General features: G+C 55.2%; 17 protein-coding genes. 7 read left to right on the forward strand and 10 right to left on the reverse strand.

Features of this window, described 5'->3' with window-relative positions:
- Positions 1-11: 11 nt before the first annotated feature.
- Together OLTU_RS26830 and OLTU_RS26835 are read right to left on the reverse strand one after the other, a co-directional pair.
- The gene (locus OLTU_RS26830) at positions 12-2,120 is read right to left on the reverse strand and encodes a choice-of-anchor J domain-containing protein (protein ID WP_141735806.1); all 2,109 of its coding nucleotides are present in this window, start codon (positions 2,118-2,120) and stop codon (positions 12-14) included.
- Positions 2,121-2,152: 32 nt separating this feature from the next.
- Positions 2,153-3,496, reverse strand: a complete 1,344-nt coding sequence (locus tag OLTU_RS26835) for a hypothetical protein (RefSeq protein ID WP_141735807.1) — start codon at positions 3,494-3,496, stop codon at positions 2,153-2,155.
- Positions 3,497-3,858: 362 nt separating this feature from the next.
- Here OLTU_RS26835 and OLTU_RS26840 point away from each other — a divergent pair, with 362 nt between their 5' ends.
- Together OLTU_RS26840 and OLTU_RS26845 are read left to right on the forward strand one after the other, a co-directional pair.
- On the forward strand, positions 3,859-4,485 hold the full coding sequence (locus tag OLTU_RS26840; protein ID WP_141735808.1) for a glutathione S-transferase family protein: 627 nt from the start codon (positions 3,859-3,861) through the stop codon (positions 4,483-4,485).
- Between the two features lie 135 nt (positions 4,486-4,620).
- Positions 4,621-7,275: a 7TM diverse intracellular signaling domain-containing protein gene (locus OLTU_RS26845; protein WP_141735809.1), complete on the forward strand. Its 2,655-nt coding sequence runs from the start codon at positions 4,621-4,623 to the stop codon at positions 7,273-7,275.
- Here the strand turns inward: OLTU_RS26845 and OLTU_RS26850 are convergent.
- The 5 genes from OLTU_RS26850 to OLTU_RS26870 all read right to left on the reverse strand — a co-directional run bounded on the left by OLTU_RS26850 (position 7,259) and on the right by OLTU_RS26870 (position 14,049).
- Entirely contained in the window at positions 7,259-10,126 is a 2,868-nt protein-coding gene (locus OLTU_RS26850) for a 7TM diverse intracellular signaling domain-containing protein (RefSeq protein ID WP_141735810.1), read from the reverse strand. The two genes, OLTU_RS26845 and OLTU_RS26850, sit on opposite strands and share 17 nt — an antisense overlap.
- A gap of 251 nt (positions 10,127-10,377) precedes the next feature.
- Positions 10,378-11,805, reverse strand: coding sequence for a PD40 domain-containing protein (locus OLTU_RS26855; RefSeq protein WP_176736999.1), 1,428 nt, complete (start codon positions 11,803-11,805; stop codon positions 10,378-10,380).
- 21 nt (positions 11,806-11,826) lie between these two features.
- On the reverse strand, positions 11,827-12,693 hold the full coding sequence (tolA, locus tag OLTU_RS26860) for a cell envelope integrity protein TolA (protein WP_141735812.1): 867 nt from the start codon (positions 12,691-12,693) through the stop codon (positions 11,827-11,829).
- Between the two features lie 15 nt (positions 12,694-12,708).
- Entirely contained in the window at positions 12,709-13,137 is a 429-nt protein-coding gene (locus OLTU_RS26865; protein ID WP_218110286.1) for an ExbD/TolR family protein, read from the reverse strand.
- Positions 13,138-13,146: 9 nt separating this feature from the next.
- Positions 13,147-14,049 carry a MotA/TolQ/ExbB proton channel family protein gene (locus tag OLTU_RS26870; protein ID WP_141735813.1) on the reverse strand — a complete coding sequence of 301 codons (903 nt, stop codon included), beginning with the start codon at positions 14,047-14,049 and terminating at the stop codon, positions 13,147-13,149.
- Positions 14,050-14,252: 203 nt separating this feature from the next.
- Between OLTU_RS26870 and bioB the strand changes: the two genes are divergently transcribed.
- Genes bioB through bioA form a run of 3 tightly spaced genes read left to right on the forward strand, consistent with a single transcriptional unit; the run spans position 14,253 to position 18,411 of the window.
- The gene (bioB, locus tag OLTU_RS26875) at positions 14,253-15,275 is read left to right on the forward strand and encodes a biotin synthase BioB (RefSeq protein ID WP_141736880.1); all 1,023 of its coding nucleotides are present in this window, start codon (positions 14,253-14,255) and stop codon (positions 15,273-15,275) included.
- Positions 15,275-16,426 carry an aminotransferase class I/II-fold pyridoxal phosphate-dependent enzyme gene (locus OLTU_RS26880; protein ID WP_141735814.1) on the forward strand — a complete coding sequence of 384 codons (1,152 nt, stop codon included), beginning with the start codon at positions 15,275-15,277 and terminating at the stop codon, positions 16,424-16,426. The genes bioB and OLTU_RS26880 overlap by 1 nt, the downstream gene beginning before the upstream one ends.
- Complete coding sequence (gene bioA, locus OLTU_RS26885; RefSeq protein WP_141735815.1) at positions 16,423-18,411, forward strand: adenosylmethionine--8-amino-7-oxononanoate transaminase; 1,989 nt, start codon at positions 16,423-16,425, stop codon at positions 18,409-18,411. Before OLTU_RS26880 ends, bioA begins: the two co-directional genes overlap by 4 nt.
- A 23-nt stretch (positions 18,412-18,434) precedes the next feature.
- Here the strand turns inward: bioA and OLTU_RS32130 are convergent, their stop codons facing one another.
- The gene (locus tag OLTU_RS32130; protein ID WP_176737001.1) at positions 18,435-18,752 is read right to left on the reverse strand and encodes a hypothetical protein; all 318 of its coding nucleotides are present in this window, start codon (positions 18,750-18,752) and stop codon (positions 18,435-18,437) included.
- 236 nt (positions 18,753-18,988) lie between these two features.
- On the opposite strand from OLTU_RS32130, the gene OLTU_RS26895 reads away from it, so the two are divergent.
- On the forward strand, positions 18,989-19,678 hold the full coding sequence (locus OLTU_RS26895) for a hypothetical protein (protein ID WP_141735816.1): 690 nt from the start codon (positions 18,989-18,991) through the stop codon (positions 19,676-19,678).
- Here the strand turns inward: OLTU_RS26895 and OLTU_RS26900 are convergent.
- Both OLTU_RS26900 and OLTU_RS26905 read right to left on the reverse strand, forming a co-directional pair.
- Positions 19,663-20,295, reverse strand: coding sequence for a 2'-5' RNA ligase family protein (locus OLTU_RS26900; protein ID WP_141735817.1), 633 nt, complete (start codon positions 20,293-20,295; stop codon positions 19,663-19,665). The two genes, OLTU_RS26895 and OLTU_RS26900, sit on opposite strands and share 16 nt — an antisense overlap.
- A gap of 17 nt (positions 20,296-20,312) precedes the next feature.
- Positions 20,313-20,777, reverse strand: a complete 465-nt coding sequence (locus OLTU_RS26905) for an EVE domain-containing protein (RefSeq protein ID WP_218110288.1) — start codon at positions 20,775-20,777, stop codon at positions 20,313-20,315.
- A 129-nt stretch (positions 20,778-20,906) separates the two neighbouring features.
- Here OLTU_RS26905 and polA point away from each other — a divergent pair, with 129 nt between their 5' ends.
- Positions 20,907-23,639 carry a DNA polymerase I gene (gene polA / locus OLTU_RS26910; RefSeq protein WP_141735819.1) on the forward strand — a complete coding sequence of 911 codons (2,733 nt, stop codon included), beginning with the start codon at positions 20,907-20,909 and terminating at the stop codon, positions 23,637-23,639.
- Positions 23,640-23,652: the final 13 nt, after the last annotated feature.

Consider the following 23,652-nt stretch of genomic DNA (forward strand, 5'->3'; position numbering starts at 1 on the left):
TGGATCCCTTTTCAACCGGCCGATGGAGTCAAAACCACCGGCTCCATTTTCAAGGTGCCGTTGCCTTCAAGCTGCAAGGAATCAAGTTCCCAGGTTGGCCAGTTGTTGATGACCGGAGACTGGTAACGGAATCCAATCACAATCTTCTTGCCGGCGTAGGGGCTGAGATCAAAAGTCTCAGAATTCTCCCACACAAACTTGTCCGTATAGGCCGGGACCTTGATCGCCGTCAGCGGTTCCCATTGAGCCGTCGCCAGACTCGTGATGTTTTCATCAGTTGTCACCCAAACCGTCATGACATCCGTCGCGGCAGGTTCCAGCTTGGCGATGGACTGGCGGAACCAGACCTGGGGATTTTTCACGTCCGTCAGATCAAAACGGGGGCTGGCGAGCCAGCTCGTCAATTCGCTGCCGGCCACCTTCAGACAGCAGGGCGTAGGTCGGTTGGGAATGGTAAAGACGTTCCAGCCATTGGCAGCCAGACCCTGGGTGGTTTCCACCGCAAAATCGGTCAGGCCTGTGTCCTTGAACACCTTCTTGTAAAGGCTCGGCACGGTCGGCTCAGGTTCGGGCGTCGGGACCACCGGCGCATCATCGCCGAGCGATCCAACCGTCACCGGATCATGGCTCAAGGTTCCACTGCCCAGGATCTGCATGGAATCGATTTCCCAGATCGGCCAGCTCGAGGTTTCGCCCAGCTGATACTTGTAGGCGATCACGATTTTCTTGCCGGCATAACGGCTCAAATCGATCATCTCGGTATTTTCGAAGACATACTTGGGATCGTACTTCGGTTTTTTGGTAAAGGTGACCCGTTCCCATTTCACTTTCGAAAGATCGGCCAGCGATTCATCCGTCGTGATGAGGACACTGATCACATCATCATTTTCAGGTTCCCTCGTGATAGCCTGGCGGTAGAAGAACTGCGGGTTCTGCACCTTGCTCAGGTCATAACGCGGGCTCAAAAGCCAGCTCGTCGTGTTGCTGCCGCCGACTTTCGCACAGCAGGAATCACCCGAGGTGTACTTATAGATCGTCCAACCTTTAGCCTCGGACGTTGAAGCCGACGAGGCAACGGCAAAGTTGGTGAAGGCATTATCGCGGAAACTCTTGACGTAAGGCAGAGGCAGATCACGGGCCGGTCCGGCCACTTCCCCACCATTGTTGCCGCCGTTGCCGGAGCCGGAGCCTGCGAGGTTCAGCTGCTCATAGTTGACCTTGCCGGTTCCCAGAAGGGTAAAACTGGAAATTTGCCAGGCGGACTTCGCCGTGCCCGGCATGAACTTCAGTTTCTCGCCATCGAGTTTGAAGGCGATGACGATCTTTTTGCCAGCATAGGCGCTCAGGCTGACCGCCTCGCTCTTCCGATAGTTGTAGCTGCTGCCGTCGGGCATGGAATTGATCTTGATCGATTCCCAGGTCGCCTGCTCCGGATCACCGGAAACATAGTCCTGCGAAACGAGGTACATGACACCGTCAAGGAACGGCAGTCCGCGTTCGTTGATCGCCTGATCCACCATGAAGGCAGGGCTTCCCACCTGGCTCAAGTCCATGCGGGGCGAGAGCAGCCAGGCCGTGGCCTTGCCGTCACCGATCACATATTTCTTGTCACGTGTACCGTCGATGCGCCAGGTTTTGGTCGCCGCAAAGGGAGCCAATTCCAGGTTGAAATACTTTTGGAACAGCGGGCGTTCGATACCTTCCAGAGTCTTGCCCTGCAGGGTGGCCACCGCATCAAGCGTGGCGCGGAGCTGCACATCAAGACCGCCGAGGCGGGCCCGGTCGTCTTCCAAAAGATTGAGTTTATCGTAGACCATGAAGGCCTGATAGAGGTGAGCCAGAGCATCGGAATCATAAGGATTGTTTCTGAGGCGATAGGTGGCAATCTTGAGATCATAAAGATTCTGTTTCAGTTCGGTCCGGTCACGCTCCGTGGCATCCTTCAAAAGGAAACCTTGCGCGAAATCCTGTTCCACGGTGTGCACCGCGGCGATCAGGTCTTCAATGGCTTGAAATTGCTCAGCCTCGGCCTGACGATTCTTACTGTCATCGGAACAGCTGGTCAGAATCGGGGAGCAGACGAGAGCAAGAGCTAAACTCATAACTCGAATCGTTTTCATAAGGAGCCCCTTGTTCGGCTATTCGCGATGTCTCAGTAGTGATAGGTCGTCGTCAGTTTTACCACGGTATCTTCTTTGTTCAATTCACTCAAAACGCGGTCTTCGCGAACATCGGTGCGATTGCCGAAAACCGCATTTTCCGCCTGCATGAACTCAATTTCGGGGCGGAAGTTGAATTTGCCAGCCGTGTAATCCGCGCCGACCACCAGCATGTTGAGACCACCATGGGAGGCGGTTTCATCGGATGTCCTGAGACGATGAGCCGACTCACGTTCACGATCTATGAAATACTTGCCAATCATTTTATAAGCCAAAAACGGAGTGATGGCGCCGAAATTATATCCAGCCTTGATCATGGTTGCAGCATCAACCTTGCCAAGCCAATCCTGACGGTTGCCATAGTAATCGCTGTAAACAGGGCGGAAGGGAGCGATATCATGGAACCAGGTCATATCGCGATTCAGGCGCCAGGCGTTGGTCGCGGCTTTGGTCCAGGTCCGCTCAAAGTTCACGATGGCGGGGCCAAATTTTTGATTCAATTGGAGCGACCAGGCGGCTTCGAGCATCGAGCCGGCGGCGGTGCTATTGGAATGCGTGGCGTATTCAACGAGCGCCAGGGTGTCCGCCGTATTGTAATGAAGACCAGCCTTGTAGCCGCGGTCCTCCTTCACTTTCCAGCGTTCTGACGAAGCATTCTCCTCGATGGTGAAGCCAGGAGTTGCGGGATAGTGAAAACCCGCCGAACCTACACCAACATAGGCCACGAGTGATTCTGTGGGCTTCCACTGCAGCTCAAGGCCTGGCAGCGTTTTGGTGCCGATGGTTTCGTCTTCAATCGGCAGGTTCGAAATGTAAGCTGGCGTGCCTTCGATTTGGAACACGCGCGCCACGTCCCAGGTGCGGAATTCGCGGCCAATTTCCGTTCCGAAGTTATAAGGATAGAAACGCACGGATATCGTGTCGTTCGGGGTATAGGAAATCCAGGAATATTTCGAAGTCCGGTCAAGACCGAGGGTAGTGGCGCCGCGACCGTTGTCGTCGCCATTCAGAAGCAGGTCAGCCTGGAAATCAAATTGTTCATAGTGGTGAAGGAGGCGGAGGTTGAGTTTGGAGGTCTTATTGTCGACCGATCCGCGGTTGGGATCGATATCAAGGCGGAATTTCAAGGACGTGTCTTCGGTGAGTCGATATCCCACCAGGGCATCAAAGAGTGTTTCCTCACCGAGTTGGGTGCTTTCCGAGGCGCTATGGACATACTGCTGATAGCGCAAGTACTCCAAATAGGTGGTCTGAACTGGAGCTGTTTCGATCTGCGCTTGTGCTGTACCTGCGATCAATAGAAGGCAAGCCGGCATCAAAAATCGTTGTGATCTCATGACCTGTTCCCCTGATACTACTCTGTCCGGTTTTGTCAAAATGACCAACGGGGGATATCGTTTTTCCGGCAGGAGGTCAATCAATATCATGGGGAAAATGCGTATATTCATGCCGTGGTGAATAAGCCGAAATTCACTGTAAAGATTTCGTTTTCTCGATACCCGGGTTCAACTCAGGCCATCTATCCAAAAATTCTGTATATTACGGCTATGGCACGAATGGCACAGAAAAAAACCGGACCTCCAGCATGATCAATGGCGGGTCAGTTCTGCGTCGCAATCCGGGACAAAAAATCCAAGCTGACACTGGACAAAGCCTCGGTTCCCCTATTTAATCCAAACCAACGATAGGAGGGCTCGACATGGATATGACATTGGTAGTGGGTTCCAAGACTTTCTCCTCGTGGTCGCTGCGTCCCTGGCTTGTGCTGAAACAGGCCAACATTCCGTTCAAGGAAGTGGTCATCGCTTTGAACCAGCTTTCGACGCGTGAACAGATTCGCCAGTATTCCCCCTCGGGCCGTGTGCCCGTCCTTATCCACAAAGAGCTCCGCATCTGGGATTCACTGGCCATTGCCGAATATGTGAGTGAGCTCTTTCCTGAGAAGGAACTGTGGCCGAGCAAAATCGAGGATCGTGCACTGGCGCGCAGTGTCAGCGCTGAAATGCACTCCGGGTTCGCGGCCATGCGCCAGCAGCTCTCGATGAATGTCAAGAGACGCCTGCCGACACCTGCTTTGAATGACGATACGCAGGGCGACCTCAAACGCGTATTTGAAATCTGGAATGAATGCCTCAACCGCTCGGGTGGACCCTTCCTCTTTGGCAAATTCTCCATCGCGGATGCGATGTATGCGCCGGTCACCACCCGCATGACGACCTATTCCATCCCACTCACCGGCGCCATCGAGGGCTATGTGGAAACCGTCGCGAAACTGCCGGCGATGCAGGAGTGGATTCAGGCTGCCCAAAAGGAGGCTGAAGGCTGATCACGGCCTTTGGTCCTTTCCAAAAGTTCCTGAGGAACGTTGTTGTTTCTCAGGGGATAAGCCATCTGCAGATACCTCTAAGGTTTCCCTCTATCCGTCCGATAACATTTACGAAAACGTGACAGGATAGAGCGAATGCTTCGACTGCTTAACTTGCTCTTCAGCGTGATCGTGGCCCTCCTTATGGAAGTGGCGCGCGCGGGGACGCCGTTCGCTCAAACCGACCTCCGCCTCTTTCCCTTTGGCACGTCCAATTATGAATTTACCGAGGACTGGGATTTCTATCCGGCCGAACTCCTCACCCCGGCCGAGATTCAAGCGCGGGAACCTCCGCGTAAACTTTCTCTGATTGCCATCATTCCAAAAGACCATAAGTTCGGTGAGCTGCGCCACGGCACCTTCCGCATGCAGGTGCGCCTGCCGGAACCGGCCTGGCGCTATACGATTTTCTTTCCGGAACTGCGCTCTGCGAGCCGTATTTGGATCAACGGGGAACAGATCTCCAATCCGGGTCGGGTGGGAACCAGCATCGCCGACGAAAAGCCCGCGCTGCGGCCTGTGACGCACGTTCTGCAGGGTGAGGCCCGCGAGCTCGATATCGTGATCCAAATCTCCGGTTATTCCAACTATCAGTTCCTCAGCTCCTCCACGGCAATTACGATTGGATACACGTCTCAAATCACGATGAAACATGCGGCTGCCAAAATACGCGACGCCTTTGTCGTGGGCGCGATCTTCATCATGGCCTTTTACCATTTCAGTCTCTTTGCGCTGCGTCGCGAACGGATTGATCCCTTTCTCTTCGGCATGTTCTGTCTTTGGATCGGCATCCGGACCATCTGTCGTTCGGAAGGCCTGCTTCTGTATGAGATTTTTGATCAACCGGATTTCCATTGGCAGTATCGCTTCGAATACTGGGGGATCAGTGTGCCCTCGCTCACCTGCTGCAATTTCATCTATGTCCTGTTCCACAGGAGTATTTCCCGAAGGGTCGTGAACTTCGTTATCGTCGCTTCACTGATTTATACCGTAATCGTCGGCGTTCTCCCTCTGTATCAGCATGGGGTTCTGCTCATTCCGTTTGAAATCTGCATACTGCTCGTCTCAAGCTATCTCGTGAAATGCCTGGCCTGTGCCAAACCCGAGCAACGTGATGGCGCGATTCTGATCGCCTTCGGCTTTGGTATTTTCATCTTGACCATAGGCAATGACATCCTCAAAAATCACAATCTCATGAGGACGACCACGCTTTCGCATATGGGTCTCTTCCTCTTTATCCTGTTCCAGGCGATACTGATTTCCAAGCGTTTCTCCCGCGCCTTCCATCGCATCAAGGACGCCGAATTCGAGATTCGACGTCTCAACGATGATCTGGAAAAAAAGGTCAAGGATCGCACCCAAACCATTCGCATCATTCTCGACAATGTCAAGGCCGGCTTTCTGCTGGTCGGACCGGATCTGGCGGTCAGGGAGGGCTTCACGAAGTCCTGTCAGGACCTGATCGGTCGCCCCATAACCGTGGGACAGAAACTGCACGATCTTTTGGAATTCAACGACAGGGAGCGGCCCCACTTTCAGATGGCCGTTTCCCAGGTCTTTTCCGGTCTTCTGCCGGATGAAGTGAGCCTGAGCCAGATTCATAGCCGCATCACCCTCGATCAGCGTGTGCTGTCGCTGCAGGGTTCCATCGTGCGCGATGAGGATGCATCCGTCCACGCCATCCTCTTTACCATCACCGAAGTCACCGAACTCGTGAAAGCGGAAAGGGATGCCAGGATCAATCAAACCCTTCTCAGCATTCTGCAGGACAAATTCGCTTTCCAGACTTTCATAACGGACTCCATGCGCGAGCTGAAACTGGCCAGTGAGGCCCTGAAACAAGGTGATGAAAACCGTTTGCGGATGGTGCTGCATACCCTGAAAGGCAACTTTGCCACCTACGGTCTGGATGATGTGGCCCGGTATATCCATACGACCGAGGATCTTGAAAACATCGGGCCCGCTGAGCTCGAGGAAATCGCGAGCAGGATTCATCAGTTCATGAGCTCCTATCAGGACCTGATCGGACTCGATCCCAGCATGGATGGCAGCCAGGGTGTGCTCGTTCCTTTCCAGGCCTTCCACAATATGCACAAGATCCTGGAAATCATGCGCGCCCCAAGTGAAATTCAGCGCGTCTTCGATGTCTGGGTGCAGGAAGTGAAGCTCGTGCCTATCCGTTCCCTGTTTGGCGCCATGCTTACTCATACGAGCCGGCTGGCGGCGCGACTGGGCAAGGAGGTCGACATCCATGTCAACGGCGGTGATGTGCTGGTGAATCCGGAAAAGCTGACCAGCGTGATCAGCAATCTGTCCCATATGCTGCGTAATGCCATCGACCATGGCATCGAATTTCCGGAGAAACGGGCGCCGAAGAATCCCCGGGCCCGTATCGAACTCGCCATCCGGCGTCATGCCGGTGAACTCCTGGTGACCATACAGGACGATGGGGCGGGTCTTGATCTGGATCGCATCCGCGATGTCGCCATCGAAAAGAATCTCGTCACCCCGGAAGCCTTTGATAGCCTCTCGGAGCAGCAGAAAGCTCACCTGATATTCCTTCCAGGATTTTCCACTGCGGAATCGGTCTCAGAAGTCTCGGGGCGTGGGGTGGGCATGGCTTCGCTGCTGGATGCCGTGAAGCAGCTCGGCGGTCATATCGAGGTCGAAAGCCGCAAGGGCCATGGCTGCGAATTCAGGGTTCGCATACCGGATGAAATCTCCGATCGCGTCATCAACAAGGTTGCTTGAGCGGCATCACCTGACTCTGCGTGTGACGGCGGGTTGGACTCCACCAGACCGCGGTTGGCAGGATGATTTCGAAACGGAAAGCCAGTCCTTTGGCGGGCCCATGCGTGTCGAAGAGCTGCAGAGAAATTTCCCCACCCGCACTTTCCAGGTAATTACGGACCGCATCCATCCCGACGCCACGTCCGGACACTTCCGTGACCGCTTCCTTGGTGGAAAAGCCCGACTGGAAAATCAGATCGGCAAGTTCCTCCGTCGCATAACGGCGTCCAGGCTGGAGCAAACCGGATTCCCGCGCCTTGTGCTCAATCCGGTCCAGATCCAGGCCTTGTCCATCATCGCTGAAATAAAGAACCAGATCGCTCCCCCGCTCCTCGATCTCGATCTGGATTTTGCCCTGTGGGGATTTTCCAGCCGCCTCTCTTTGCTCCGCAGTTTCGAGGCCGTGATCGAGGGCATTGCGTACCAGGTGAATCAGAATGCTATGCAGAAGATCGGCCCCATCATCGCGCAGGATCACGCTGGACGGCGAGATCTTGATATCCGGCACATGCTTATGGAGGTCACGGGCCAGGGAATCGACACCCTTGCAGGCGTCCTCTAGGATGGTTTGAATCGGACTGTAGCAGCTTTCCATCAGGATGTTTTCCACGTCGGAAAGAGCTTTCCCGCCCTCCTCGCTTAAAGGCTCAACATGCAACGTGGAAAGGCGATCGAGACCATCGAGAAGGCGACGGCGTGGCAGCCGTAAAACCTTGTCGGATGCTGCCCAGCCCAGTTTATCACGGCCCACCTGTTCATAACGCTGGACGAGCGAACTCACGCGTTCCAGATCATTCAAAAGGCGATCTTCGTGCCAGGCCGCTTCCTCTCTTTGGAGAGCCGCATAATATTGCTCGACATCATGGCTCGCGGCTGAGATCGCATGAAGGAAGTAGGTCCGCGCCGTACCCTTGATGGTATGCATGTTCATGAAAAGGTTGCGAACGATATCGGCCTTCCGGTAGCTGCCGGCGTTCAGAATCAGCTGCCGATTCTGCCGCAGGTATTCCTCGGTCTTTTGAATAAAGCGCTGAAAGCGTTCCTCCGGAATCTTTAGAATTTCCTGCAGAATGCCAAGTTCCTCTTCCTGTTCCCGGGTCTTCTGCTGGAGGGAGCGGATTTCGGTGACATCCCGCACACAGACAAGGATCTTGTCCACCGACTGACTGGCATCCACCATCGGTGTCCATTCCAGCTCCAGCGTGCGGACCTGGTCCGTCCCTTCCGGGGTAAAGCCCAGCTCCGGGACAAGGCAATGCGCATTCAGATCAAAGACCATGGGGTCCGAGCCCAAGGCTGCATTCAAGGCCGCCATGGTCTGCGATTTGGTATCACCGTTCAGGTCCGAATGATTGAAGAGTATATCCTCAAGACCGGCGCCGGCAATGGCTTCCTTCCTTACGATCTTTTTCAAATGGCCTGAAAACTGACTGCCAATCGTCCAGCCGTTACCCACAAGCGTGAAAATTCCCTGCTGAATGCTATCCAGAATGGATTTGATATCGCGCGTCTGCCGATCCACTTCAGATTTCAATTCACGACTCAGATGCTCGGCCCGACGGAAGGCATAGGCAAAGTGAACGGCCACGATCTGGCTCTGCAGCATAATGAAAACGACAAAGCCGAGATTGATCACGTTGAGGGGGACATGCAGATAGCCCTTTTCCGCCAGAATATCGAAAAGAGCTCCAATGAAAACGGCCGTGGATCCCAGAATCACCAGGCTCGCCCCTTTTTCTCCAGCGAAGAAGGCACGTACTGCACAGAGCAGGTAGAAGGTGCCTGAGACCATGCCGATGACCTGTGCGGGTGTGCCAAGGTAAGTGAAAATCTGACTAGGGGCCACAGCGAAGAAAATGGAAGCAAGGCTCAGGAAGACCACCAGACTCTGATGGATGCGCGGAGGAATGTACCGCGGAAAATAGCAACGAATGAATTGCCCGGCCAGCATAGGGACCAGCATCATCATCATGTAGAGAGCTTTCAAACCCACCGCATAAGCCAGAAAATAACTACCGAACAGAGTGGCTGGAAAAAAGTTTACCGAGGCCGAGCGAAAGGCCAGGACCACAGCCATGAAACCGAGATAGAGCGAACCGCGATCCTCCGGACGACGGCTAAAGAGACTGAAACTATAGGCGGCCGCGAAGATGAGACAACCCACCACGAAAAAAGAAAGGCGCTCCCGCTGCTTTTCCTCAGCATTGACAACCCGAATGGATGCGACCTGGGGTGGCTCCCAAAGGCCGCCCCAGGCATGATAGTAATTACTGACCTGGATCAGGAAAAAATAATCCTGCTCTTCCACGGCAAGCAGCGGTTCCATGTTGGACGTCCGGATCTGGGGAGCGGACGCCTCTTCACTCGTTCCCACCTGTCCCAGGGATTGCACCGGCTGATCAGTTCCCTGGCCATCCTGCCCAAAGAACCAGGTTCGCGACGAGGTATAGGCATCGATTCCGAAAACTCCAAGAGCCAGACGGGTCGGCCAATTCCTGATGCGGAGCACATAGGTTGCGTAACCGCGGTTGTCTTCACCTCCTGCCGAGGACTCGGGAAAGGACTGGCCGATGGTTGCATAGAGGGACTGAAAGGAGGGATCCCTAATTTTATGCAGGAAATCCCTGGGCTCGAGCAGTTCATGGGGGAAAAAATACCATTCGCCGGTCAGGGCCAGCGTGAATTCACCTTTCCAATCGGCCAGGTCCACAACACCAGCCCGGGCTTCCCGATACTGGCCCGCCTCGCTCCGTGCCGCCATCAGGCTGCCAAGGCATAAGCAGACCAGCCATAACCGCCGAAAATAACCCATAGCGGCTCCTGGAGATAACACATTCTGAAAAAAAGCCCCGCAGGGAGCGAGGCTGTCAGTTCATTATCTCTTAAAAAAGGAAGCGGCGGAAGGGTTGCGGCGGCTGCCGCAGAGCTTCGCTGCACTTTCCGGCGGAAGGGTTGCGGCGGCTGCCGCAGAGCTTCGCTGCACTTTCCGGCGGAAGGGTTGCGGCGGCTGCCGCAGAGCTTCGCTGCACTTTCCGGCGGAAGGGTCGCGCAGGCGCCGGAACTTTACTGACCCCGCCGGTTGGAGGACCAGTTGGGGGTCTGGGCATCGTAAAGCCCGCTGACATCCAGCTTCTGCTGATTGCTGCCATCCCGATTCATGATCCAAAGAGCATTCAGCCCCTTGGCATTCGAGCTTCCGATCCGGTTCGATTGAAAGACGATCAGCTGACCATTGGGTGAAAAGCTGGGGTTTTCGCTGTCGCCACTTTTCAGGGTCAGACGCTCGAGCTGCGTGCCATCAGGATTCATGATAAAAATGTCCCAGCGATCGATATCGCGATCATAACCACCGAAGGCGATCTTATCGGATTCCGGCGTCCAGGCCGGGGTTGCATTATACCAGCCCGAGTAGGTCAGGCGTTTGTCGCCAGCGATCTTGGGTGTGTCGCCGTTCCAGGTCAAGGTTGCCACAAAAATATGAGGATTGCCGAAGCGACCGGAAACCCAGGCCAGCCACTTGCCATCTGGGGAAAATTTGGGATCCACATCCAGTCCCGATCCTTCCAGCAGCACCTTGCGATCGGAACCGGCCGGAGTGATGGTGAAGATATCCGTATCATCGCCGCGTGAACTCGTATGCGCAATGACCTTGCCATTGGGTGCAAAGTTGCCTCCGCTGTCGAGACCAGGGGAGCTGGTCACCCGGCGTTTGGTGCGCGTCGTGGTATCGTAAACAAAAAGATCAGGGGACTTGGTTTCATAGGATGTGTAGACAAGGTAACGCCCATCCGCACTCCACATGGGCGAGAGGTGAGGCACGTCGCCATCGGTGATCTGCGTGATATTGGAGCCATCAAAGTCGGCAACAAAGATCTGCTTGCTCGAGGCCTTGGTGCGGCGTCCGACGAAAGCGATCTTGGAATTAAAGATGCCGGATTTTCCGGTGTAGGCTTCCAAAAGGAAGTCCGCGTACTGTCGAATCGAAGCCTTGTAATCGGTGATATGGGTGAACTGCTTCGCCAGAATTTCCTTGCTGCGATTCACATCAAAGGTTTTAAAGGAGAGTGTCAGACCTTTCTGGGGATCTTCCGTCAGAGCTCCCATGGTCAGGGATTCCACGCCGAGCGCGCGCCACTGCACCACCTCTTCCCCACTCAAGCCTTTGCTGTCGGTGATCCAGGCTGCGGATTCCGTGGTCTTCCTGGCTTTGGCGAACTGATCCCAGGCGCCGCTATAGGCTCCTTCGGCCAGGGCTGAAAAAAAGCCGGAAAACTGCAAAAGACGCACCAGTTCCAGCGACCCTTCTTCGGCCAGTTTTTTTCCCTGGGGGCTCTGCACCTGGCCGGCGACCTGAATCTTTGGAATCGCCACAACCAGCTTGCGGAAGGCTGGATTATCGATATTGATCGTCATTTGGCTGCTGGGTTCAGCTCCATAGGCCGTGGACAGCACCGTCCAAAGGGCAAATAGTACGACGGACAGACGCTTCATTGTCTTCGAACTCCTCATGGTTCAGCGATTGCATTTCACAGCAATGGGTTCCCCTGCCATATCCTTCGGCGGCGGATTGAAAGGCGTGGATTTTTGCACGGTCTGCATACAGTAGTCATCGAACACGGAATCCCCGGAGCTCGTGGACACTTCAACGTTCATCAGCTCACCGCGCACATTGATCACGATACTCAACACAGCAAACATATCCGCTTTGGTCACCTGGTAGGTGGAAGGCATGGCATAATTTCTTTTCAGCAAGGCTCCAAGATAGGCACGGTAGCGATTGTGTTCGGCTATGGCCACGATCCCGCCGGCACTCTGGGTCACACCGGCATTTTTCAGGACATCACGGATCTGAGCCAGGTCGGATTTTTCCTGAGTCTTCAGCTCCTTGGTTTCCTCTTTCTGCTGCTCTTTCAGTTTTTCGCGGACGAGGCGTTCCAGAGCTTCGGATTTCTTGAGCTTGACGGCAGCGTCAGGCTTGACGATGGATTGTCCGTCCTCCTCCGCGTCCTTGGTAATGTTCTTGCCCTCTTCGATTTTCTCGTCTTTTTTCTCCTCCATCACCCCTTCCTCTTCCTTGATCTTTTCCTTGATCGTCACGGTTTTGGGAAGCTGCGGGAGCTGGTTGGTGGGCACGGTGGCCTCTTCGGCCTTTTCGGCGCTGGGAATCACGGTTTTGGGCGCCGAACCCATTTCCATTTCATTCAGGAGTTCGGTGTCTATGCTCCATTCTTCCAGGGCCGGTTGAGGGAGGCCGAAAATGTCGAACAAGCTGAGGATGAAGCCAATCAGATGGGCGGCTACGGATATACCGATAAAAATCATGAGCGAGCGGGAGTCTCTCGCCATGGCTTCGTTTTCGGACTCACTGATCGGTGCCAAGGGCGTCCCTCGTGATTATGGTTTAGTGGGGGCCTGGGTCAACATGCTGATGCGGGTCACTCCGGCTAGCTTGGCTGCGCTCATGGCATCGACGACACGACCATAGACCACGGTCTTGTCCGCACGAATATACAGGTCCTTCTTCTCGCGCTGCTGGTACAGCTCCTTCAGGCGCTGATCCAGCACCCCGGCGGGAACTTCCATTTTCTCGATGAAATATTCGCCTTTGGAGTTGATCGACAGCACCACGCGATCTTCCGACATATCACGGCTGCGGGCCTTGCTGCTGGGCAGGTCCACATTAATGCCCCCGATGGAAAGGGGAGCCGTCACCATGAAGATAATCAGGAGCACGAGCATCACATCGACCAAAGGCACGATGTTGATGTCGGCCATATGCCCACTCTCTTCCTCATTATCAGACTGGGATGATTTAAAATCCATGAGAGCGCCTCACAGGGGTGAATGAGTGGAAGCCGCCGCTCCACCCTTTTTCTCGCTGACCAGATAGCGACCGACGATATTCAAAAAGTCAGCGCAGAACCCATCCAGGGAACCAACCAGATTGCGAATCTTGTTATTGGCCGCGTTAAAGCCAATCACAGCGGGAATGGCCGCCAAAAGACCAAAGGCCGTGGCGATCAAAGCTTCCGAAATACCAGGGGCGACCGCCGCGAGACTGGCCGAACCTGACCGCGCAATCCCTTCAAATGATCCCATGATACCCCAAACTGTTCCGAAGAGGCCGATAAAAGGTGCGGAGGAGGCGATGATGGCGAGCAGAGACAGATACGATTCGAGTTTCTTTCGCTCGATACGCTTGGCTTTGCTGAGGGAGCGATTGAGGTTTTCAATCGCCGCGTTGATCGCCAGCTGCGGTTGGGTCGCATGCTCCTTCAGCTGACTGCCACGAACCAGCTCAGCATAGCCGGTCCGGAAGACTTCCTTGGCCGGACTATAAGGATACTCGCCCAGGCGGCTGTTCAGATCATTCAGCGAGCGGCTTTCCCAGAAATTCTTGATAAACGCCTCGCTGGTGGCGGTGTGTTTCTTCAGAATGACCAGTTTCCAAATAAAAATCGCCCAGCTGATCACCGAGAAGGAGATCAGGACCACGAGCACGGTGAAGACGACGATACCACTGCGCCAGGCCTGGCTCAGGATGGACTGCGATCCAAAATCGGCGACTTCCGTCACGGTCTCACCCGCGACGTCACCGGCTTTGCTTGCATCTGTGACCGGCGCACCCTGCGCCATTAGAGCTGCTCCTGATCCCAGACTCAGCATGAAAACCAAACTTAAACCTGTCACGATGCGAAAAATCCGGTGCAGTGCGAAATTCAACATCTGGCGCATGACTCCCGATTGGTAATTTTGACATTTCTACTATACTACAATCGCCGTTTCGTACCTGTCATCACTTAGGAGCTAAGATTGCTACCACGTTGCACCGTTTTCGCCAATATCTCTCGCAAACACCCATAAATTGTACTAAGAATGAGGCCCTGGAGAGGATCAAAAGAGGGGGTTTTTGGATGTTGGACCTGGAACAATTGGCCTTGGGCGAACCGCGTTATGATTTTTCACGCGAGGAAATCCAGGCGATTTATGATTTGCCAATCACCACCCTGGTGTATCTGGCGCAAAGTGTCCATCGACGCTACTACGCTCCAGATGAAATTCAGATGAGCACGTTGCTGTCGATCAAAACAGGCGGTTGCAAGGAAAATTGCGCGTACTGCCCGCAGAGCGCCCATCACGCGACCAATGTGGCCGCGCATGGACTTCTGCCCGTGGACGATATCGTGGCTGCCGCCCGGGAAGCCAGGGACAACGGTTCGAGCCGCTTCTGCATGGGCGCCGCCTGGCGGAATCCCCCGAAAAAGGGCCCCCAGTTCGAGAAGGTGCTCGAAGCCGTGCGCGAGGTACGCAAATTAGGCTTGGAAGTCTGCACGACCCTCGGCATGCTCGATGAAGAGCAGGCGCAGCAGCTCGCCGAAGCAGGCGTTTATGCCTACAATCATAACCTCGACACCTCGCCCGAATACTACGGCGACATTATCAGCACGCGCGTCTATCAGGACAGGCTGAACACACTGGATAACGTCCGCAAAGCGGGCATGACCGTGTGCTGCGGCGGTATCGTGGGCATGGGCGAAACGAAAAACGACCGTGTTGGACTCCTGCATCAGTTGAACCAGCTCTGTCCGCATCCGGAATCTGTTCCTGTCAACCTTTTGGTGAAGATCGAAGGCACGCCTTTGGCCAACGAAAAGGATATCGATATCTTTGAAATGGTACGAACCGTTGCCACCGCCTGCATCATCATGCCGACCAGTCGGGTCCGTTTGTCCGCGGGTCGCACGCAGATGAGCGATGAGGCTCAGGCCCTTTGTTTTATGGCCGGTGCCAGTTCGATCTTTACCGGCGATAAACTGCTGACCACCCCCAACCCGGGCGAGGATCGGGATCGCTCCCTTTTGCAGCGTCTTGGTTTGAAACCTGTGGAGGCCGGCTCACCCGAGCGTGAACACACCAGCTGTGGAAAGGGCGACGGGGTTGCCTGCCAGGCGGCTCCCTGATGAAAAAGCTCGCTGATCTCATCCAGGTGAGACTCGCAAAGCTGGACGCCTTGCACCGAAGGCGCCGCCTGCGACCCGTGGATCCGGACAGCGGGATTGATCTCACGCACAACGATTACATGGGCCTGCGCGAGGACCCCGGGTTTCAAGCGCGGGCGCGGGCTGCAGCAGCTCCGTGGCCAACGGGCTCTGGGGCCAGTCGCCTCCTTGGCGGCGAACACCCGATTTATGCTGAAGTCGAAGAGGCTTTTGCGGCATGGAAAGGTGCGGCCAGCTCCCTTTTCTTCACGTCCGGTTATGCCGCCAATGAAGCCTTGATGAGCGCCCTGCACCTCGGCGATGCCGTTTATTTTTCGGATGAATGGAATCACGCGAGTCTGATCGATGGGATGCGTCTGGCGCGACTTAAACCCGAACAAAAACAAATCTTCCGGCACAATGATCTGGGGCATCTGGAAAGTCTGCTGCAAAAGTCAACGGCGCAGCTGAAGCTCGTCGTCGTGGAATCCCTTTATAGTATGGACGGTGATCTTTGTCCGGCACGGGAACTGAGTGCGCTCGCTCAGCGTTATGAGGCTGTGCTAATCGTCGATGAAGCGCATGCCCTGGGTGTCTATGGACCTGAGGGTGAAGGCTGGATGGCGGCCCAGGGTGTCGATCACTCCCATTATATTTCCGTCAATCCCTGCGGCAAGGCCATGGCCGGCAGTGGAGCCTTCATCTGTGGGCCGGCCTGGCTTCGCGATCATTTGATCAATACCGCACGCAGTTTTGTGTTTACCACCGGGGCTTCGCCCTGGCTGGCGGCCGCTCTTCAGGAAAGCATCCGGACCATGAAAGGTCTGACGTCAGAGCGGGAAGCCTTTGCCGCCCGGGTCGAACGTCTGCATCGGCATATCGAAGCGCTTGGCTTCAATAAAGGTGGCAGCGTTTCCCATATCATTCCCATCATTCTCGGACCGGAAAGCGCAGCCCTGGCCGCGGAGAATTTTTGCGCGGAACGCGGGGTTCTGGCCCGGGCCATTCGTCCTCCCACTGTTCCCGAGGGCAGCGGCCGCCTGCGTCTCTCCCTGCATGCCGGTCTTTCGGATGCCGATGAGGAGCGGATCAAAGAAGTTCTGACGGAACTGGCTCAAAGGATCATTGCATGAAACTCTTTGTTACGGGAACCGGGACCGATGTCGGCAAGACCATCATATCCGCCGCCCTGCTGGTCGGAGCCGCCCGGCGTGGTCAGCCGCTGCATTATTGGAAACCTGTGCAGACCGGTGGGGACTCGATCGACCGCGATCAGGTGGAGCGTCTTTGCCCCGCAGTCCAGCCCTATGCGGGACGCGTTTGGTCCTATCCCCTGCCCGCTTCTCCCGATCAGGCGGCGCAAGCCGCGGTGCGGGAGGCGCCTACGGTGGAAGCGATCGGCGCGGCGCTGGATCCTGCCGCGGATATTCTGATGGAAGGCGCCGGTGGACTCCTTGTTCCACTGAATGAGCAAAACGAAACCTGGCGCGATTGCATCCGCATGCTGCAGCTTCCGACGGTGGTGGTGGCCGGCAGTGGGCTCGGCACGCTCAATCACACCCTTTTAACGCTGGAAGCCCTGGATGCTGCCGGCATTGAAGTCCTCGCCGTGGTGATCAATGGACCGGCGCATGAGGCCAATCTCCAAAGCCTCAAGCGCATGCGACCGGATCAGCGTTTTATTCCTTTTCCCTGGCTGGATCTCACGCAACCTTCCGCCGCATGGCACAGGGCCGCGGAGGAACTGTTCGATGCCGTCACGTTAAGAAACCAAACCACGGATCCTGCCGCCTGGTATGCCTATGATCGGCAGCATTGCTGGCATCCTTATACCCAGCATCAGACCGCACCGGATCCTCTGCCGCTCGTGAAGGCCCAGGGCATTTATCTGGAAACCGCGAGCGGTGAAAAACTGATCGATGCCAGCGCCTCGTGGTGGACCAATTCCACAGGTCACGGTCATCCCAAAGTCGGCGCGGCCATTGCCCGTCAGCATCAAAAAATCGATCACTGCATCTTTGCCGGCGCGACACACGAACCGGCGAGCCTTTTGGCGAAGGAGCTGGTGAAGCTTTCCCAGGGCCAGCTCCCCCGCGTGTTTTATTCGGACAACGGCAGCTGCGCAGTCGAAGTCGGCTTGAAAATGGTCGCTCAAAGCTGGCAGAATCGCGGCATTTATCATCGAAAGAGTTTTCTCTTCTTTAAAGGTGCCTATCACGGTGACACCTTCGGAGCCATGTCGGTCGGGGCCTCAGAAGGTTTTCATAAGGCCTTTTCCCCTTATCTTTTTGCCGGAAAAAGTCTTGCGCCTGTGACCTCCCACGCTTCACCGATCTGTCCGGAAGGACCGGAATCCCTGGCGCGCGGCCTCGATGAATTGAAAGCCATGTTTCAAAACCACGGGCATGAGCTGGCCGGTGTGATCATTGAACCCTGGGTGCAGGGCGCATCGGGCATGAATTTTCAGGACCTGACCTGGCTGCAAACCCTTGGCCGCCTCTGCCGGGAATATGCTCTGCCGCTGATTCTCGATGAAGTTTTCACGGGCATGGGCCGCGTCGGTTCCTATTTTGCATTTGAACGCGCCGGCCTGCAGCCCGATATCGTCTGTATCGCCAAGGGGCTGACCGGTGGGACTTTGCCTCTGGCTGTGACGCTCACGACCGAAGCGATGTTTGAAAGTTTTCTGGATCAGGATGGGTCCAAGGCTCTGCTGCATGGCCACACCTTTACTGGCAGTGCCCTGGCCTGTGCGGCGGCGCTCGCGGCCCTCGACATCTATCGCAGTGAAAAAATTCTGGATCGCGTGGCTGCCATGGAAACGGAAACCCGGAACTGGATCGCGCGGCGGGCCCAGGACCTGGGGCTTATCTCCCCGCGGGCCCTGGGCGCCATCCTTGCCTTTGAATTGCCGGGTTCCGGCGCCGGGGATTACTTTCATCCGCTGGCGCAAAAGGTTCCCACCATCGCCCGGCGCCATGGTCTGCTCATGCGAACCCTGGGCAACACCATGTATTTTGTGCCACCTTTGTCGATTCAAGCGGGGGAAGTGCGGGATGCGCTGCAGCGGATGGAGCGAACACTCGGCGATCTCCATCGTGAGAATGGCGCCGAGTGATGGCTGCGAATGTCTGAAATCAATCAGTCTTCATCATCTTCATCTTCAAAGACTTCATCGAGGGACTCTTCATCGGATTCCTCGTCATCTTCATCCAGGTACTCATCGTCGTCGTCGGCATAATCCACGTCATCGTCCACAACGGGAGCCACGACCGCCTCTTCGTCCTCTTCATTGGCTTCGCGCCAATCGTCCTCCTCGTCCTGATCCATTTCTTCCACGGCATATTCATCAGCAAGGTCTTCAAAACGCTGTTCCAACCAGTCCTTGGCGTCATCCTCGGACTCAAACCCCGCCTTCATGATTTTACCGGTTTCAATGTTATAGACTTTCCACAACAATGCTGGTTCTCCAATCAATTTTTTTAGAAAGAGTGGATTGCTGGGGAGACTGTCCCGTCTCCATTTCGAATCTTAGCATAGGCATTCGCGCTTTGGGATAAACCGCCCACGTAGGTCAAAATGTCTGAGAACGATCTTTGTATCTTGATGCGTCAAAGCTGCCTTTTGATCTGGACTCGCCCTTGAATCTTTAGTAAACCAAGTCTCGCTAGAAATTCAAGGGGTAGGACCTATTTATGGTTTGGATGGCAGCACTGGCTTTGGCCGCATTGAATACTCAGGTTTCCAAAACGAACGAAGTTTCCTGTGATCTTGCGCCCTTTGTGGGGGGCGGATCCAGCAGCGAAGGGAAGCTCGATTCCCTGAATGGTCTTGGACTTGGCTGCCATATGGTTCTTTACGACGGCGGTAATTGGTCGATTGGGCCACGAGCGGAATTTACCGAACAACGCTGGACCGTGTTTCGTGAAGAGGACGGCAGCACATTCTTTCATAGCTATCAGGCGCGCACCATCGGCCTCGGCCTGCACCTTGATTATGACTTGACGGACCAATGGAATCTGGCCTACACCCTCGGCTTCGCCACGGGAAAAGGCACCCAGGATCGGAACGTTTCCACCCCGACCAGCACGCAGAATCTCCACCTGTCCGACATGACCCAAAGGGCCATGCGCCATGAAATATTGGTCACCCGCTCCATGAACGAGCGCCTGTCCTTCCTGGCAGGCATCCAGTGGGCTGACGCAGACCAAAGCTGGGATGCTGCATCCGGGCGCCTGAACCGCGAGAATGTCGCACCAGGCAATCTTTTGACGCTGACCAGTGGAACCGGAGCCGATCTGCAAGAACCGCTGCCGCAGTCGGCCGATTACGAAGCGTTGAGTTTCAAAATTGGCGTGCAGATGAAGATTTATTCGACCTTGTAAACACAGCTTTTCCCATCCTTGCTCACCCCATCCTCCGGATTGAGATCGCGTTCGGTAAAGCCGACCGTGATGTGAGGCTGATAGTCCTCCACAACGAAGGCCTGTTTGTCCCCGCCCGCCGCTGCAAATTGCTGGCGCAATTTCTCACGGACCTGCAGCAGGCCAGGCGCCTGCACCAAAAGATAATAAGCCGCCAAACGCCGCTCGCCCTCCTTCAGCTGACTTTTGCCAAGACAGTGGAGCTGAAAGGGAATGGATTGCAGCGAGAGTTTTGCCATCGTGCCATTGATCTGCTCCAGGCTCAGGCGACTGCGCAGAGCGCTCAGCTCCGATGGCGAGATGACTGTAATATGGGCTTCCCCCCGGCTTTGCAACAGCACGCCTTCCCGTTTTTCCACCTCTTTTTTGACCGCTGCAATCGGCGCATAAGGCACATTCATGCCCACATAGAGGCTCAAGGGCGTCCAACGAAGCTTATGCGTCTCATGGACTTGCGGGTCCACGCGGATGGTCGCATCCGCACGGGGCGGCGTGGGGGATAGTGTTTCTGTATGCTGACAGCTGATCAGAACCAGGTTCAGAAGGAGCAGCGAAGCCTTGATGGCAAATGGTTTCATTCATAACTCCCAAAACATCAAGCGATGGGAATCAGTTTAGCCATTTTGCAAATAATCTTCCACTCCTGCGGCCGAACTGGTTGGATGGACAGACGCTGCCCGCGTTGCAGAAGGGCCATCTCCTGAAGTTCGGGATGCTCGCGCAGGGCTTTTAACGTGATCGGTTCGGCAAAGGACGATACGGCTTCCACGTCCACCATGACCCATCGGGATTTGCCGTCGGCCGCTGATTTGGGATCAAAATACGGCGAATCGGGCCGCAGGGCTGTGGGATCCGGATAGGCCGCGCGGGCCACCCGGGCCACCCCGACGATGCCGGGTTCCCCTGTGCTGCTGTGATAAATAAAAACCTCGTGACCTTCCGCAAATTCGTCACGCATGAAGTTGCGCGCCTGATAATTGCGTACGCCTTCCCACGATTCGCGACGGCCCGGACGCTGCAAAAGATCCTGCCAGGAAAATGTTTCGGGTTCGGTTTTCATAAGCCAATATTTAGCGGACAAGGACATTCACCTCCTGGATGCAGAAAAGGCGTCTACCCGACGGCTCGAAAATCAGATAAACCTGTACGTTGCCAAGTGCAAGACATTCATTCCCAAGGATTTCCTGATATGAGTAAACAGCGCCTCTTTATCATAGATACCATGGCTATGGCCTTTCGAACCTTTTATGCCATTCGTTCGCTGAGCACCTCCAGCGGTCAACCCGTGAATGCTGTCTACGGTTCCCTGCTTTTTTTATGGGGCCTCATTGAAAAGGAAAGACCAGACTACCTGGTGTTTGCCACCGATAGCAAGGAGCAAACCTTTCGTCACAAACTCTACGAGGCCTATAAAGCCAATCGGAAAGAGATGCCCGAGGAGCTGGCGGCCCAAATTCCCTTATTATTCCGGCTTTTTCAAGCCATGCAGGCGCCCATCCTGAAAGAGCCAGGTCTGGAAGCCGACGACTTGATCGGTTCGCTGGTCGTGCAGAAGGCTTCGCCGCAGCTGCATTGCTATATCGTCTCGGGCGACAAGGACTTCATGCAGCTGGTCGGCCCTCACATCAGCCTTCTCCAGCCGAAAAAAGGCGGGGAAAATGCCGTCTGCGAACTGCAGGGCGTCTTTGAAAAATTCGGCTGCAAGCCCTCACAGGTTATCGACATCCTGGCTCTGATCGGCGACGCGTCCGACAATGTTCCCGGTGTGCCCGGCATTGGCGACAAGGGTGCGGCCAAACTTATCCAGGAATTTCATTCGCTGGATGGCATCTATGCGAACCTGGACAAGATCTCCAACAAACGTCAGCGGGAAAGCCTGGAAGCCAATAAGGACATGGCTTACATGTCGAAGCAGCTGGTGACCATTCATACCGAGCATGTGCTGCATCACGATCTCGGTGAACTGCGCTGCAACCCCGACACCGCCCTGGCCAACCCCGAGCTTCTGGCCTTGATGGAAGAACTGGAATTCAAACAGTACGTGGATCGCGTGCGCAAGCGTCTGCAGACTCTGCCCAAGAGCACGGAGCTGACCGCCGCGCAGGTGGCGGAACGGGCCTCGCACCTTTACCAGCTGGTGCGCACGGAAGCGGAACTGAAAAATTTTCTGGAGATCATGAACCACGCGGATGCGATTGCCTTTGATACCGAAACCACCGGTCTCGATCGCTGCTCCGATGTGCCGATCGGGGCCAGCTTTGCCGTGGAAACCGGGGAAGCCTATTACGTGCCGTTGCACGAATCCCATCGCCTTGTGCCTGAAGAACAGGTGAAGAGCGTGATCGCGCAGGTTCTGAGCCGCCCCGGTGTGCTCAAGATCGGGCACAATCAAAAATTCGATCTTCAAATGTTGACCAATATCGGCATCAAGGTGCAGGGCCCGCTCGCCGACACGATGATGGCGGCTTATTTGATCGATCCGATCGAACGCAGTCATGGACTCGATGACTGCTGTCTGCGTTATCTCCATTATCGCAAGATTCCAACGTCGGAGATCCTGGACAAGAACAATTCGATGCTGAGCGCGCCTTTGGATAAACTCACCGAATACGCCTGTGAAGACGCGGACTATACGCTGCGGCTTTATAAAGCGCTGCGACCCAGGCTTGAGGCCATGGAGCTGACCACCATTTTCGAAACCATCGAAATGCCTCTGGTCCCGATTCTGGCGCAAATGGAGCATCGCGGTATCAATGTGGATATGGATATTCTGAGTGAAATTTCCAATAAGCTGGCGGACCAGGCCGCGATTTTGGAAAAGGAAATCTACAAGGCTGCGGGCGAAACGTTCAACATCAACTCACCGAAGCAGCTGCAGGTCATCCTGTTCGAAAAACTGAAAATTCATGAGCTGCTCGGCCTGAAGCGCATCAAAAAAACAAAATCAGGCTATTCCACCGATGTTTCTGTTTTGGAGCAGATGGAAGGCCACCCCTTGCCCAAGGCGCTGCTGAACTATCGCATGGTCACCAAGCTCAAGAACACCTATGTCGACAGCCTGCCGCAATTGATCCATTCGGGCACCACCAGGATCCACACGAGCTTTCATCAGACCGGAACGGCCACCGGTCGCCTCAGTTCGTCGGATCCCAACATGCAGAACATTCCGATCCGGTCCGAAGCCGGTCGCGAAATTCGCAAGGCCTTCCGACCATCTCAGAAAGACTGGGTTATTGTCTCGGCGGACTATTCGCAGATCGAGCTGCGCATTCTGGCTGCGCTTGCCGGTGATGAGAACCTGAAAGAGGCCTTTGCCCAGGGCCTGGATATCCATACCGCGACCGCCGCCAAAATCCTGGGCGTTCCGGCGTCGGACGTCACTCCGAATCAGAGGTCCCAGGCCAAGGCCATCAACTTTGGCATCATTTATGGGATGGGCCCGCAGCGCCTCGCTCGTGAAACCGGAGTGACCATGAAAGAGGCCAAGGAATTTATTGATCGATATTTTACCAGTTATCCACGGATTCGTGGTTATATTGAAAATTCAATCCAATTTGCGCGCGAGCACGAGTACACACGCACGATTTTGGGCCGCCGCCGGCCGCTCAAGGAAATCAACAACAGCCAGGATGGGGCTGGACTGGCGAATGCGCAGAATATTGCGGTGAACTCACCGGTGCAGGGCAGCGCCGCGGACCTTATCAAAAAGGCCATGATCCAGGTCCAAAAGAAGCTGGAGGAATCACGATACCATGCTAAAATGCTTCTTCAGGTTCACGATGAATTGGTATTTGAATGTCCACGCACGGAAGTCGAGCCGGTCATGCATCTGATCAAGGATGCGATGGAGCATGCCATGGACCTCGGCGTTCCTTTAAAAGTTGAAGTCGGATTTGGCGATAACTGGCTAGAGGCGCATTGAAGATGACAGAACA

Source organism: Oligoflexus tunisiensis (genome assembly GCF_001748245.1).
GTDB lineage: Bacteria > Bdellovibrionota_B > Oligoflexia > Oligoflexales > Oligoflexaceae > Oligoflexus > Oligoflexus tunisiensis.

Coding starts and splice junctions, on each gene's coding strand:
- OLTU_RS26830 (WP_141735806.1), bottom strand. CDS start 2,120: ATGAAAACGATTCGAGTTATGAGTTTAGCTCTTGCTCTCGTCTGCTCC.
- OLTU_RS26835 (WP_141735807.1), bottom strand. CDS start 3,496: ATGAGATCACAACGATTTTTGATGCCGGCTTGCCTTCTATTGATCGCA.
- OLTU_RS26840 (WP_141735808.1), top strand. CDS start 3,859: ATGGATATGACATTGGTAGTGGGTTCCAAGACTTTCTCCTCGTGGTCG.
- OLTU_RS26845 (WP_141735809.1), top strand. CDS start 4,621: ATGCTTCGACTGCTTAACTTGCTCTTCAGCGTGATCGTGGCCCTCCTT.
- OLTU_RS26850 (WP_141735810.1), bottom strand. CDS start 10,126: ATGGGTTATTTTCGGCGGTTATGGCTGGTCTGCTTATGCCTTGGCAGC.
- OLTU_RS26855 (WP_176736999.1), bottom strand. CDS start 11,805: ATGAAGCGTCTGTCCGTCGTACTATTTGCCCTTTGGACGGTGCTGTCC.
- OLTU_RS26865 (WP_218110286.1), bottom strand. CDS start 13,137: ATGGATTTTAAATCATCCCAGTCTGATAATGAGGAAGAGAGTGGGCAT.
- OLTU_RS26870 (WP_141735813.1), bottom strand. CDS start 14,049: ATGCGCCAGATGTTGAATTTCGCACTGCACCGGATTTTTCGCATCGTG.
- OLTU_RS26880 (WP_141735814.1), top strand. CDS start 15,275: ATGAAAAAGCTCGCTGATCTCATCCAGGTGAGACTCGCAAAGCTGGAC.
- bioA (WP_141735815.1), top strand. CDS start 16,423: ATGAAACTCTTTGTTACGGGAACCGGGACCGATGTCGGCAAGACCATC.
- OLTU_RS26895 (WP_141735816.1), top strand. CDS start 18,989: ATGGTTTGGATGGCAGCACTGGCTTTGGCCGCATTGAATACTCAGGTT.
- OLTU_RS26900 (WP_141735817.1), bottom strand. CDS start 20,295: ATGAAACCATTTGCCATCAAGGCTTCGCTGCTCCTTCTGAACCTGGTT.
- OLTU_RS26905 (WP_218110288.1), bottom strand. CDS start 20,777: ATGAAAACCGAACCCGAAACATTTTCCTGGCAGGATCTTTTGCAGCGT.
- polA (WP_141735819.1), top strand. CDS start 20,907: ATGAGTAAACAGCGCCTCTTTATCATAGATACCATGGCTATGGCCTTT.